This window comes from Marinovum algicola (genome assembly GCF_900109145.1).
In the GTDB taxonomy this organism is placed as follows: domain Bacteria; phylum Pseudomonadota; class Alphaproteobacteria; order Rhodobacterales; family Rhodobacteraceae; genus Marinovum; species Marinovum algicola.
This window is the reverse complement of record NZ_FNYY01000021.1, coordinates 12,750-25,061: the sequence shown is the minus strand read 5'-3', so window position 1 is coordinate 25,061 and position 12,312 is coordinate 12,750. Positions and strand designations below refer to the sequence as shown.

General features: G+C 65.5%; 13 protein-coding genes. 2 read left to right on the top strand and 11 right to left on the bottom strand.

What is annotated here, in order from left to right; translation table 11 throughout:
- Positions 1 to 25: 25 nt before the first annotated feature.
- Both BMW90_RS21065 and dtd read left to right on the top strand, forming a co-directional pair.
- Positions 26 to 937, top strand: coding sequence for a carbohydrate kinase family protein (locus BMW90_RS21065; RefSeq protein ID WP_074838916.1), 912 nt, complete (start codon positions 26 to 28; stop codon positions 935 to 937).
- Entirely contained in the window at positions 934 to 1,377 is a 444-nt protein-coding gene (gene dtd / locus BMW90_RS21060; RefSeq protein WP_074838914.1) for a D-aminoacyl-tRNA deacylase, read from the top strand. Before BMW90_RS21065 ends, dtd begins: the two co-directional genes overlap by 4 nt.
- A gap of 39 nt (positions 1,378 to 1,416) precedes the next feature.
- On the opposite strand, the gene BMW90_RS21055 is transcribed toward dtd, so the two are convergent.
- From BMW90_RS21055 to BMW90_RS21005, 11 genes are read right to left on the bottom strand one after another with little or no spacing between them, the layout of a single operon-like run.
- Positions 1,417 to 3,006: an alkaline phosphatase family protein gene (locus BMW90_RS21055; protein ID WP_074838911.1), complete on the bottom strand. Its 1,590-nt coding sequence runs from the start codon at positions 3,004 to 3,006 to the stop codon at positions 1,417 to 1,419.
- Between the two features lie 4 nt (positions 3,007 to 3,010).
- Complete coding sequence (locus BMW90_RS21050; protein WP_074838908.1) at positions 3,011 to 4,306, bottom strand: TRAP transporter large permease; 1,296 nt, start codon at positions 4,304 to 4,306, stop codon at positions 3,011 to 3,013.
- On the bottom strand, positions 4,306 to 4,824 hold the full coding sequence (locus tag BMW90_RS21045; RefSeq protein ID WP_048532564.1) for a TRAP transporter small permease: 519 nt from the start codon (positions 4,822 to 4,824) through the stop codon (positions 4,306 to 4,308). The genes BMW90_RS21050 and BMW90_RS21045 overlap by 1 nt, the downstream gene beginning before the upstream one ends.
- Complete coding sequence (locus tag BMW90_RS21040) at positions 4,824 to 5,840, bottom strand: type 2 periplasmic-binding domain-containing protein (RefSeq protein WP_074838905.1); 1,017 nt, start codon at positions 5,838 to 5,840, stop codon at positions 4,824 to 4,826. The genes BMW90_RS21045 and BMW90_RS21040 overlap by 1 nt, the downstream gene beginning before the upstream one ends.
- A gap of 55 nt (positions 5,841 to 5,895) precedes the next feature.
- Positions 5,896 to 6,708 (bottom strand): glutathione S-transferase family protein, encoded by an 813-nt coding sequence (locus BMW90_RS21035; RefSeq protein ID WP_074838903.1) that lies wholly within the window; start codon positions 6,706 to 6,708, stop codon positions 5,896 to 5,898.
- A 12-nt stretch (positions 6,709 to 6,720) separates the two neighbouring features.
- Entirely contained in the window at positions 6,721 to 7,656 is a 936-nt protein-coding gene (locus BMW90_RS21030; protein ID WP_074838900.1) for a 3,5-dioxohexanoate:acetyl-CoA acetone transferase, read from the bottom strand.
- A 10-nt stretch (positions 7,657 to 7,666) separates the two neighbouring features.
- Positions 7,667 to 8,683: a branched-chain amino acid ABC transporter permease gene (locus BMW90_RS21025; protein WP_074838897.1), complete on the bottom strand. Its 1,017-nt coding sequence runs from the start codon at positions 8,681 to 8,683 to the stop codon at positions 7,667 to 7,669.
- Positions 8,680 to 9,543, bottom strand: coding sequence for a branched-chain amino acid ABC transporter permease (locus BMW90_RS21020; protein ID WP_048532569.1), 864 nt, complete (start codon positions 9,541 to 9,543; stop codon positions 8,680 to 8,682). Before BMW90_RS21020 ends, BMW90_RS21025 begins: the two co-directional genes overlap by 4 nt.
- Position 9,544: 1 nt before the next feature.
- Positions 9,545 to 10,252, bottom strand: a complete 708-nt coding sequence (locus tag BMW90_RS21015) for an ABC transporter ATP-binding protein (protein ID WP_074838895.1) — start codon at positions 10,250 to 10,252, stop codon at positions 9,545 to 9,547.
- Positions 10,245 to 10,973 (bottom strand): ABC transporter ATP-binding protein, encoded by a 729-nt coding sequence (locus tag BMW90_RS21010; protein ID WP_074838892.1) that lies wholly within the window; start codon positions 10,971 to 10,973, stop codon positions 10,245 to 10,247. Before BMW90_RS21010 ends, BMW90_RS21015 begins: the two co-directional genes overlap by 8 nt.
- Before the next feature lie 52 nt (positions 10,974 to 11,025).
- On the bottom strand, positions 11,026 to 12,300 hold the full coding sequence (locus BMW90_RS21005; protein ID WP_074838890.1) for an ABC transporter substrate-binding protein: 1,275 nt from the start codon (positions 12,298 to 12,300) through the stop codon (positions 11,026 to 11,028).
- Positions 12,301 to 12,312: the final 12 nt, after the last annotated feature.

The window sequence follows — 12,312 nt, the reverse complement described above, 5'->3', positions numbered from 1 at the left end:
TACCCCCGGATACAGGAATTGCCTCATGATCCTCTGCTGCGGAGAATCGCTGATCGACATGTTGCCGCGCACATCGACCCTCGATGAGCCGGCATTCGCGCCACATACCGGCGGCGCGGTCTACAACACGGCGATCGCCCTTGGCCGTCTCGAGGCTCCGGCGGGCTATTTCGGCGGGCTCAGCTCGGACATGTTCGGCCAGCTGCTCGAGGCCGATCTGGTGGCCTCCAAGGTGGATACCGCTCTGGCCCCGCGCAGTGACCGGCCCACGACCCTGGCGTTCGTGACGCTGAAGGATGGGCATGCCACCTATGCCTTCTACGATGAAAACACCGCCGGCCGCATGCTCGCGCAGTCTGACCTGCCCGCGGTGCCTGCGGCGGTGACGGCGCTGTTCTTTGGCGGCATCAGCCTGCCGGTCGAACCCTGCGGCGACACCTATGCGGCGCTCGCCATCCGCGAGGCCGACAGCCGCCTGATCATGATCGATCCCAACATCCGCCCCGGGTTCATCCGCGACGAGGCCCGCTATCGCGCCCGGCTCGACCGGATGCTGGCGGTGGCCGATGTGGTCAAGGTCTCGGATGAGGACCTCGTCTGGCTCACCGGCGGCACCGACCCGAAGGCGCTGACCGACAAGGGGGTGGGCCTGGTGCTGATGACCCGTGGTGGCGAAGGCGTGCTGGCGCAGAACGCCGAGGGCAGCCTCGACCTGCCCACCACCAAGGTCGAGGTGGTCGATACCGTCGGCGCCGGCGACACCTTCAACGCCGGCATGCTGGCCGGCCTGCACCAGCAGGGTCTTGCCACCAAACAGGCCTTCAAGCAGGCCACGCTGGCCGACCTGGAACCGGCGATCGCGCTCGGCATGCGCGCCGCCGCGGTCACTGTCAGCCGCGCCGGCGCCAATCCGCCCTGGGCGCACGAACTGGCGTGAGGGCGCTGCTGCAACGGGTGCGCGAAGCCCAGGTGACGGTCGATGGCGACGTCCTCGGCCAATGCGGCCCGGGGCTGATGATCCTGGTCTGCGCCATGCAGGGCGACACTGAGGCCGAGGCCGGAAAGCTGGCCGCCAAAGCCGCCCGCCTGCGCATCTTTCCCGACGCGGCCGGCAAGATGAACCGTTCGGTCACGGATATCGGCGGCACGGCGCTTGTCGTCAGCCAGTTCACCCTCGCCGCAGATACCCGCCGCGGCAACCGCCCCGGCTTTTCCGCCGCCGCCGCGCCTGAAACCGGCGCGGCACTTTACGAGGCGTTCGCCGCCGCGCTGCGCGGTGAGGGCATTGCCACCGAAACCGGACGTTTCGGCGCCAACATGCAGGTCAGCCTTGTCAACGACGGTCCGGTCACCATCTGGCTCGACACCGAGGCCTGAGCGCGCCGCGGCCAGCCTAGGGCCTGATCGTCGCGCGGTTCACGCCCCCCATTTGCCGATCATGATGCCGGATTCGTCTTCGTCGCGCCGCATCGCGCGCACCCCGGCGTCGGTCATGGTCACCCGGTTCTTGCGCGCCGTGAGCCGGTCGAGCAGCGCCGCCTGCATCCGGTCCCGCTCGGCCTGATAGGCCGGATCCCGGCCCAGATCGCGGAATTCCTCGGGATCATTCTCAAGATCGAAAAGTTGCGGCGGAAAGCCCCGGTAATATACGTATTTCCACCGCTCGCTGCGCAGCATGTAGGCGCGGGCCTCCGACAGGCCGACGTCCAGCGTCTCGCGCGCGGCATAGAAGGCATAGTCGATTTCCGACAGCACCGCGTCGCGCCAGTCTTCGGGTGTCTCGCCCTGCAAGAGCGGCATCAGCGACCGCCCCTCCAGCCGGTGATCGGCCGGCGGCGCGCCGGTGGCCTCGAGGAAGGTGGGCACCAGATCGATGGCCTCGACCAGCGCATCGCAGGCGGTGCCGCGCGTGGCATCCGCCTCGGGGCGCGGATCGCAGATGATCAGCGGCACCCGCACCGAGCACTCATGAAACAGCTCTTTCTCGCCCATCCAGTGATCGCCAAGGTAATCGCCATGGTCCGAGGTCAGCACGATCATCGTGTCGCGATCGCGCCCGGTCTCTTCCAGCCAGTCAAAGAGCCGCCCGAGATGGTCGTCGATCTGCTTGATCAGCCCCATGTAGGCCGGCAGCACAACCTCGCGCGCGCCCTGTTTCGAGAAGGTCTCGCTGACCTCCATGCCCATGAATGCCGCATAGACCGGATTGGGGTCGGCGCGCTCCTCCGCGCTGCGATGGAGCGGTAGAAAACTCTCGGGGCCATACATGTCGTGATACGGCGCCGGGGCGATATAGGGCCAATGCGGCTTGATATAGCTGAGGTGGCAGAGCCAGGGCTGATCGCCCATCTCCTCGATGAATTCCCGGGCGCGCATGGTCATATAGGCGGTTTCGGAATGCTCTTCCCTGACCCGCGCCGGCAGGTTCGAATTCTTCAGATGCCAGCCCGAGAGCAGTTCGCCCTCCGGTCCCTCGGCGGAATTGGCCCAACGATCCCAGGGGTTGTCGCCCGCATAGCCCTTGTCACGCAGCCAGTCGTTGTAGCGCAGCTTGCCCCCCTTGGCCGCGAGCACGCCATCCGGGTGCAGCCCGTCGTCACGCTCGTAGGGGTCGAATCCCGGCTGGCTGACCTTGATGCCGATGTCACCGCCTGCCTCCACCCCGAGCCGCGCCATGCCTTCGCGGTCGGGCACCATATGGGTCTTGCCGACCACCGCCGTCGTCACGCCCTGCGGGCGCAGGTAGTCGCCCAGCGTCAACTCGCCCAGGGGCAGCGGCACCCGGTTCCAGGTGGCCCCGTGGCTGAACACCGTGCGGCCGGTGTAGGTCGAGGCGCGCGACGGGCCGCAGACCGGCGATTGCACATAGGCCCGGTCGAAACGCAGGCCTTTGCTGGCCAGCTTGTCGATGTTGGGCGTGTCCAAATGCGGATGGCCGTAACAGGACAGGTAATCCCAGCGCAGTTGATCGGCCATGATGAAGAGGATGTTCTTGATCTTTGTCATGTACTTATCTCATCAGTCCGGGAAGGAAGGTGGCAATCGGCGGGAACACCAGGACGAGAACCAGCCCCGCGACCAGCGCGATGATATAGGGCGTCACGCCCCGGAAGATCGCGCCGAGGCGGACGTCGGGCAGCACCGACTTCACCACAAAGACGTTCATGCCGATGGGCGGGGTGATCAACCCGATCTCGGACACCAGCACCACGAGGATGCCAAACCAGATCATGTCGATGCCGCTGATCTGCAAGGCCGGCAGGAACACCGGCACCAGCAGCACGAGGATGCCGATCGCCTCGAACACCATGCCCATCAGGATGGCGATCACGCAGACAAACAGCACCAGCTGGAACGGCGACAGCTCCCATGCGTCCACAAGGTCGAGCAGATCATAGGGCATGCCGCTCAGATTGATGAACTGCGAAAAGACGATGGCGCCGAGCAGCACGATAAAGATCGTCGCGGTGGTCACGGTGGCGTCGGACAGGCAGTCCTTCCATTCGCCCAAGGTCCGCAGGTTGCCGCGCAGAACGGCGATCACGGCTGCCCCGAAGGCGCCGATGCCCGAAGCCTCGGTCGCAGTGAAGGCACCGGTATAGATGCCGCCCAGCACCACGAAGAAAAGGATCAGCACCGGCAGCGTGCCGCGAATGGCCGCTGTCCTGCGCGCCGGCTCCAGCGGCGGCGCCTCGGGGGCGGCCAGCGGATCGCGGCGCACCACGATGCCGACGCAGATCATGAACAGCGTGACCAGCAAGAGCCCCGGAAGGATACCGGCGATAAACAGAAGGCCGATGTCCTGCTCGGCGATCAGCCCGTAGATTACCAAGGGCACCGAGGGCGGGATCATGATGCCCAGCGTGCCGCCCGCCGCGATGGTGCCCGAGGCGAGGCGGTCCGAATAGCGATAGGTCTTCATCGGCGGCATCGCGACCTTGGCCATCGTCGCCGCCGTCGCCAACGTCGAGCCGCAGACCGCGGAAAAGCCCCCCGCCGCCAGCACCGTGGCCAGCGCCAACCCGCCGCGGAAACGTCCGAGACCGGCATAAGCCGCGTCGTAGAGATCTTTCGAAATCCGCGCATGCACGATGAAGACGCCCATCAGGATAAAGAGCGGAATGACGCTGAGATTGTAGTTCATGCTGTCTTCCAGAACCTGCTGGCCGACCATCGCCAGCGACGCCTCGAACCCGCGTTGCAAACCGAAGCCGACGAAGCCCACCACCAGCGTGGCAAAGCCCACCCGGAAGCCCAGGAAGCAGAGCCCCAGAAGGGCGGCGAAACCGATCAATGCGGTGGCCATCACAGATCCTCCAGATGATCGTCGTGGCGCCCTGCCCCGGTCATCAGGCCCAGCACCTGGCAGACCACGCTCAGCGCCGCCAGGGCCGCGACCACGCCGAAAATCGAGGACAGCGGCCATTCCAGCACGATGGTGCGCGAATTCGTTTCGGCGGCATGCAGGGCGGCCTCGAACAGCACATAGACGATCAGGCACATCACGAAGAGCGACAGCCCCTGCACCGCGATGTCATAGACACGCGGTGCCACGGCGCGGACGCGGGCGTCGATGAGTTCGACCACGATGTGCTTGTCGCGGGCATTGGCGATGCCGAGGCCGGCAAAGATCACCAGCGCCAGCATCACCGAGATCATTTCCGACGCCCCGAAGATCGGCGCGCCGAGGAGATAGCGGCCGACGACATCGACGAAGGTCAGCAGCATCATGAGCGCCAGCACGGCGCTGGAAAAGATCTCCAGCCCCCTGACGATCTGCGCGAGAACGCCCGCGCCCGCGTGTCTGTCTGTCGGCCGGGTCATCAGTTCATCGCCCCGTCAAGCTGGCTGCGGTAGAAATCGAGCGCCGCCTGCGCGTCGATGCCGGTGTCGCCGGCCGCCTTGAGCCAGCCTTCGGTGACAAAGGCCGAGGCCTCCATCAGCGCCTGTTCGAAAGCCGGATCGGCCATGATCACCTGAAGGCCCGCGCCTTCATAGGCAGCCTCGCCCTGCGCCGCCGCCTCGTCCCAGCGCTTGCCAAAGGCCGCGCCAAGCACGTCGCCCGAAACGCTCATGATCGCCTGTTGATCCTCGGGCGAGATCTCGGCCCATTTGTCGCTGTTGGCAAAAACCGAGAAGGAGGTCGCGTAGATCGGCTGTGACAATCGCGTCGTCGACTTGGTGTAGGGCAAGAGCTGGAACGCCTCCACCGCCTGCGGATCAAGCCCGAGATGGCCATCGACAACGCCGCGCGAAATGATCTCGTTGGATTTCACCGCCGGGGTTGCGACGACGCCGGTGCCCAGCTCCTTGGTGATCGCGGCAAGCGGCCCGGGCAGCACCCACATCTTGCGGTTGGCCAGATCCTCGAGCGTGGTGATCGGCGTGTCGGTCTGGCTGTAAAGCTCGCCCGGCGAGATCACGAACTGCGACAGCAGGTGCACCGTGCTCACCTCGTCGGGGAAGTATTTCCGGTTGGTGGCCCAGAGCGCCCTGGACATAGTTTCGGCGCCCCTGATGGCGACAAAGGGCTGCATCGCGACCCGGGGGCCCTGCACCCCGTCCCCGAAGAAGCCGTTGAACATGACGGAGACGTCGGCGATGCCCTTTTCCACGGCGGCCAGCTGCTCGGGCGGCGGCGCCACCGATTTCGGCGGGATGATGCCCGTTACGCGGCCCTCGGTCACGCGCTCGACCTCGTCGATCCAGTTGGGCAGCACCTCGGAACAGGCGAAATGGCTCGATGGCCAGAAGCAGTTGACCAAGAGCCGGGTCTTGGCGGTGGCGGCGCTGCCGGCGACAACCAGCGCCGAGGCCACAAGTGCAAGTTTCAGTGTCATGTTCTCTCTCCCGTTTTGCGACCAGCTTGCGGTGTGGTCACACCGTCTTCAATCCTCAGTCCTCCAATCCGCCAAAGCTGCGGATATCGGTGCCCTCCTCCCGGCGTTTCGCTGTGTAGGCCGCGAAGGCCTCGACCGTCTGCGCATGCTCCCATGCCTCGAGCGCGGAGCGATAACTCGGCCGTTGCGAGACCCTGTCGAACCAGGCTTTCAGATGCGGCCTGCGGGCGTAGGGCCAGCCCATCAGGTCCATCCGGTGCAGGTTCGGCATCCAGGCAATATCGGCCAGCGAGAAATCCGCGCCCGCCAGATAATCCCGCCCGTCCGCCAAGAGCGCGTCGAGCTGGGCAAAGCCTGCGTCGGTCCGGCGCACCGCGGCCTCGATGCGGTCCCGGTCGAAGCCGGCGGCGAAATCGCGACGAAACTGCTTGAGCCAGGCGTTTTGGTGCCGTGCCTGAAAGGCCTCGGCCACTTCTGGCGGCGGCGGTGGCGCGGCACGGAACAGGAACTCGAAGGTCAGCAGCTTGAGATCGAGCTGCGCCGCATCCGCCATCTCCAGCAGCTCCGGCTTGGCGGTGGCGGCCAGCGCGTCATTCCGGCGCGCCAGATGGCGGATGATGTCGATCGACTCGATGATCAGCGCGCCATCGTCCACCAGCGCCGGCACCAGCCCCTTGGGGTGGATCTTCTGATATGCCGCGCTGGCGTGTTCGTCCTTTTCCAGATCGATCAGGTGGCTTTCAAACGCCTGCCCGGTCTCGGCCAGAACGATCCGCACCCGCTGCGAACAGCTCGACATCGGCGCGTGCCAGAGGTGCAGGCCTTGCAGGTCTTTCAGTGTCGGGTCTTGCGGGTCTATGCGCGGCATCTGTTCGCTCTCTCAGAAATTCACCCGGTCGCCGCCCTTGAGCGCGAGGATCTCGCGCGCCTCGTCCGGCGTGGCGACCTCGCAGCCCAGGTCCTCGACGATGCGGCGGATCTTGGCGACCTGCGCGGCGTTGCTCTCGGCCAGCTTGCCGCGCGACAGAAACAGGCTGTCCTCCAGCCCGACGCGCACGTTGCCGCCCATCTGGCTGGCGGTGGTGGCCAGCGACATCTGCGATCCGCCCGCGCCCAGCACCGACCAGCGGTAATCGTCGCCGAAGAGCCGGTCGGCGGTGCGCTTCATGAACACCAGGTTGTCGACCTCGGGGCCGATGCCGCCGAGGATGCCAAAGATGAACTGGATGAAAACCGGCGCCTTGAACAGCCCGATATCCATGCAGAATTTCAGGTTGTAGAGGTGACCGACGTCATAACATTCATGCTCGAACTTGATGTCATGCGGCGCCAGCGTGTCGGCGGCCTCCTTGATGTCGCGGAAGGTGTTGCGGAAGATATTGCCGTCGGAACCCGCGACATACTCCTTCTCCCAGTCGAATTTCCAGTCGTCGTCGCCATAGCGCTTGGCCAGCGGGTGGAAGGAGAAATTCATGCTCCCCATGTTCATCGAACACATCTCGGGCGAAAACGTCTTGGCCGGGGTGATCCGGTCCTGGATCGACAGCGACAGCGAACCGCCGGTCGAAATGTTCACCACCGCATCCGTCGCCTGCTTGATGCGCGGCAGGAAGGGCTGGAAGTCCTTCACATCGACCGAGGGTGCGCCGGTCTCGTTGTCGCGGGCGTGCAGGTGCAGGATCGAGGCGCCGGCCTCGGCCGCTTCAACGGCCTGGGTGGCGATGTCGTCATAGGTATAGGGCAGCGCATCCGACATGGAGGGCGTGTGGATCGCCCCGGTGACGGCGCAGGTGATGATTGTCTTCTGGCGAGCCATGGCGGCCTCCTTAACTGTCTTTGGACCGCTCGACGCGATAGCCGAGCGGGAAGAGTTGCAGATCGAAACGGTGTCGGATGAAGCCCCAGACCCCCTGCGGCGCCTTCAACATCACCACGATGGCCACAAGGCCGAGAACCATCAGGTAAATGGTGCCCAGATCGGCCAGGGTTTCGCGCAGCAGGAAAAAGACGATGGTGCCGATGATCGGGCCCTCGATGGTGCCGATGCCGCCGATGACGACAATGAAGATGACAAAGGCGGTCCAGTCGTTGACGCTGAAGGCGGCATCGGGCGAGATCCGCAGCTTTTGCAGGAAGATCAGCGCCCCCACGATGGCGGTCAGGCCTGAGGTGACGACATAGACAAAGAACTTGGTGCGCCAGATGTCGATCCCGAGCGAGGCCGAGGCCAGTTCGTTGTCGCGGATCGCGGTCAGCGCCAGCCCCTTGCGCGAGCGCAGCAGCAGGTAGACGGCCGTGACGACGATGAGCGCCGCGCCCAGAGCCAGCCAGTAAGACAGCGCCTCGCGCGCCGAACGGCCGTCAGCCATGGAACGCACGATATCGGTGGGCAGCGAGGTGCCCGATCCGCCGCCCAGCGCCGAGACCTGGGCAAAGACCAGCCGGAAGACCTCGGCCATGACCCAGGTGCCGATGGCGAAATAGGCGCCGCGCAGGCGAAAGATCAGCGCCGCGACGGGGATCGAGATCAGCGCCCCCAGCAGACCCGCCAAGGCGATGGCCACCAGCGGCGGCAGGCCCGAAAAGATGGTCAGCGCAAACAGCATGTAGCCGCCGAAACCCACATAGGCCTGCTGCCCGACCGAGACCAGCCCGGCATAGCCCGCCAGCAGGTTCCAGAGCGAGGCCAGCGCGAGGTAGAGGAAGATCTCGCCCATCAGCCGCAGGTCGGCCCGGCCCGCCCAATAGGGTGCGGCGATCAGGATCACCACGATCAGCGCGCCCAGAACGGCGGCCACTTTCGCAGCGTTGGAGGTGCGGCTTATGCGAATGTCAGTGCTCATGCCGAGATCCTCGGGAACAGGCCGTTGGGACGCACGGCAAGGATGACGAGAAAGGCGATATGGCCCGCGAGAAGCTGCCAGCCCGGGTTGATCGTCGCGCCCACGGTCTGGGCCACGCCGAGGATCACGCCGCCAACCAAAGTGCCCCAGAGGTTGCCCAGCCCGCCGATGATCACCGCTTCGAAGCCGAAGATCAGGCGCCCGCCGCCGACCGAGGGGTCGAAACTGGTGCGGATGCCCAGCAGAATGCCGGCCACCGCCGTCACTGCCAGCGCCAGCGCCATGGCAAGGCCGAAGACATGGCGTTTGTTCAGCCCCATGAGTTGGGCGATGTCCTGATTGTCCGAGGTGGCGCGAAAGGCGCGGCCCAGTGGCGTGCGGTAGAAACACCATTGCAGCCCCGCGATCACCGCCACGGCAATGGCGAAGGTCAGGAGCGGCAGCACCCCCAGCGACAGCGGGCCAAGTGCCACCGAGGCGGTCTCGAGCGCGCCTGCGTCCATCTTCTGCGGGTCGGCGCTGTAGCCTTCCAACAAAGCGTTCTGGATGATGACCGACAGGCCGAACGTCACCAGCAAGGGTGGCAGGATGTCGTCGCCCAGCGTGTGGTTCAGCACCGCCCGTTGCAGCACATAGCCAATGCCTGCCATCGCCGGCACCACCACGATCAGCGCCACCAACGGATGCACCCCCAGCGCCACCGTCGTCGTCAGCCCGAGGTAGGCGGCCAGCACGATCAAGTCGCCATGGGCGATATTGACCAGCCGCATGACCCCGAAGATCAGGCTGAGCCCGGCGGCGAAGAGGGCATAAAGCCCGCCCAGAAGCGTGCCCTGAACCAGGGCGTTCACGAAATCCATGTCATTCCACTCCGAAATAGGCGCGCGCGATCTCGTCGCGCGAGACGGTGTCGGACCTGCCTTCGAGCGACACCCGGCCCTCTTGCAGGCAATAGACGCGGGACGAGACCGCCAGCGCCTTGGTGATGTCCTGCTCGACGATCACCGCCGACATGCCGCCGCCGACAATCCCCGGCAGCGCCTTGTAGATGTCGCGGATGATGACGGGCGCGAGGCCGAGGCTGATCTCGTCGAACATGATCAGATCCGGGTTCGACATCAGCGCGCGGCCGATGGCGACCATCTGCTGCTGACCGCCCGAGAGCGAGGTCGAGGCCTGCGCGCGCCGCTCTTCGAGGATCGGGAAAAGGTCATAGACACGGCGCAGATTCCACGGCCCCTTGCGGTTCACCCGGCCGCCGATCATCAGGTTTTCCTCGACCGAGAGCGACGGGAAAAGCTGCCGGCCCTCGGGCACCATCGCCAGCCCCATCTGCGCCACCACGTCGGGGCGGGCATTGCCGATCTGTTGGCCGCGATAGGAGATTTGCGCCGCGTCATTGGTGATCAGCCCGGAGATCGAGCGCAGCATGGTTGTCTTGCCCGCGCCATTGGCGCCGATGATGGCCAGAACCTCGCCCTCATGCACGCTCAGCTCGACGCCATAGAGCGCCTGGAAATCGCCGTAGAAGGCATCGAGACCGTTCAGTTTGAGAATTGGGTCAGGCATCGGCTTCGATCCCCAGATAGATTTCCTGCACCTCGGGGCTGTCCATGATCGCCTTTGGCTCGCCCTCGGCGATCTTGCGGCCGAAATCGATCACGATCAGCCGTTCGACCACGGCCATCAGTGCATGCACCACATGTTCGATCCAGATGATCGAGACACCGCTGGCGTGGATCGACTTGATGGTGGCGATCAACGCGGTGCATTCCGCCTCGGTCAGCCCGCCGGCGATCTCGTCAAGGAGCAGGAGCCGTGGTTTCGCACAGAGCGCGCGGGTCAGTTCGAGCCGCTTGCGGTTGAGCAACGTCAGCCCCCCGGCCCGGTCATTGGCCTTGTCCAGAAGCTCGGTCTGGTCGAGCACCTCGATGCAGAGCCGCTCGGCCTCGCGCCCCGCAAGCCCGGCCGATTGCGTCGCCGCCACCATGGCATTTTCGAACACCGTCATGTGGGTGAAGGGCTGTGGCACCTGAAAGCTGCGGGCAATGCCCGAGCGCGAGCGGCGGGCGGCGCCCAGCGCGGTGATGTCGTCGCCGGCAAAGGTGATGCGCCCGGCGTCCGGCTTCAAAGTGCCGGTGATCAGATTGAACATCGAAGTCTTGCCGGCCCCGTTCGGCCCCAGCACGCCCAGCGCCTCACCCTCTTCGAGCCCATAGCTCAGGTCGTCAGCGACGGTCACGGCGCCGAAGGCTTTCGACACGGCGTCGAGTTGCAATATCTGCGTCATCGGGGTCTCCCCTGCGCGGTGTCGGGCGGCGGGATGCCGCCGCCCCTTGGACTCAGAGCAGCTTCAGCTCGCCGGTCAGCGGGATATCCGGCGCGGCGGAATTGGCGACGATCTTGAGGTCGAAGCCCTCGCCTTCCTTCTGCCACTGGCCGGCAACCAGCGGCGTCTTGGTGACGTTGTTGATCGGGCCGTTCGACCAGTCGACCGGGCCGACGATGGTGTCGAGCCTGGTCTCGGGGATCGCGGCGGCGATGGCCTCGTAATCCTCGAGATCCGCAGCGCGACGCACGACATCCGCGACCACTTCGAACAGCGCGTGCTTGAAACCGATCGGCTGGGTCCAGGGCCGGCCCGAGGCTGCCGTGTATCCCTCGGCAAGCGCCTTGGCCGACGCGCCGGTCAGCGACGAGGCGAAGGGATGATCCGGCGACCACCAGACTTCGGAGGAAAGCCCGTCTCCCCGATCGCCCAGCGACTCTATGACCGAAGGGAAGAGCAGCGCCTTGCCGATGGTCACGACCTTGGGATTGAAGCCCTGCTGCGCCGCCTGCGCCCAGAAGGTGGCGAAATCGGGCGGGATCATGTTGCCGGTGACGATCTCGGCCCCCGCCTCCTTGAAAGCGTTGATGTAGTTCGAAAAATCATCGGTCAGCGGCTGGTAGCGGCCGGGATCGGTCAGGTCGTAGCCAGCGGCGGCCAGCGGTGTCGGCAGGCCCAGCTCGGGATGCCCCCAGGCATTGCCATCGGCATCGTTCGGGAACAGCCCGCCAACGACCTTCTGCACGCCCGACTGGTCCCACATGTCGAGGAAGGCGCCGATCACGTCCTCGAGGCCCCAGAAGAAATGATAGGTGTAATCGAACCCCTGCCCCGGCACGCCGTTGCGGCCAAAGAAATAGGGCTGCCAGGGGCAGTCGGTGGTGATGCAGGGCACCTCGTTGATCTCGGCCTGATCCGACACCGGGTTCACCGTGTCGGGCGTCGAGGCGGCGACGATGATGTCGACCTCGTCACCCAGGATCAGGTCGGCGGCCACTTCGGCGGCGCGGTTGGGATTGGACTGGCTGTCCTTCGAGATGATCTCGATGTTCCAGGTCTTGCCATTGTTCTCGATGCCGCCGGCAAAGGCGTCGGCCACGGCGGCCAGGACATAATCGTCGGCCTCGGCAAAGCCCGCCAGCGGGCCGGTGCGCGGGCTGACATGGCCGACTTTCAGCGTCGGGGTCTGGGCATAGGCGCGGGTGCCGCGCAGGATGGCCGGGGCCGCCAGAAGCGCCGTGCCCCCGGCCAGAAAGCCGCGTCGTGATGGTGTCTTGAACTTGTTCATTGGTTCCTCCCT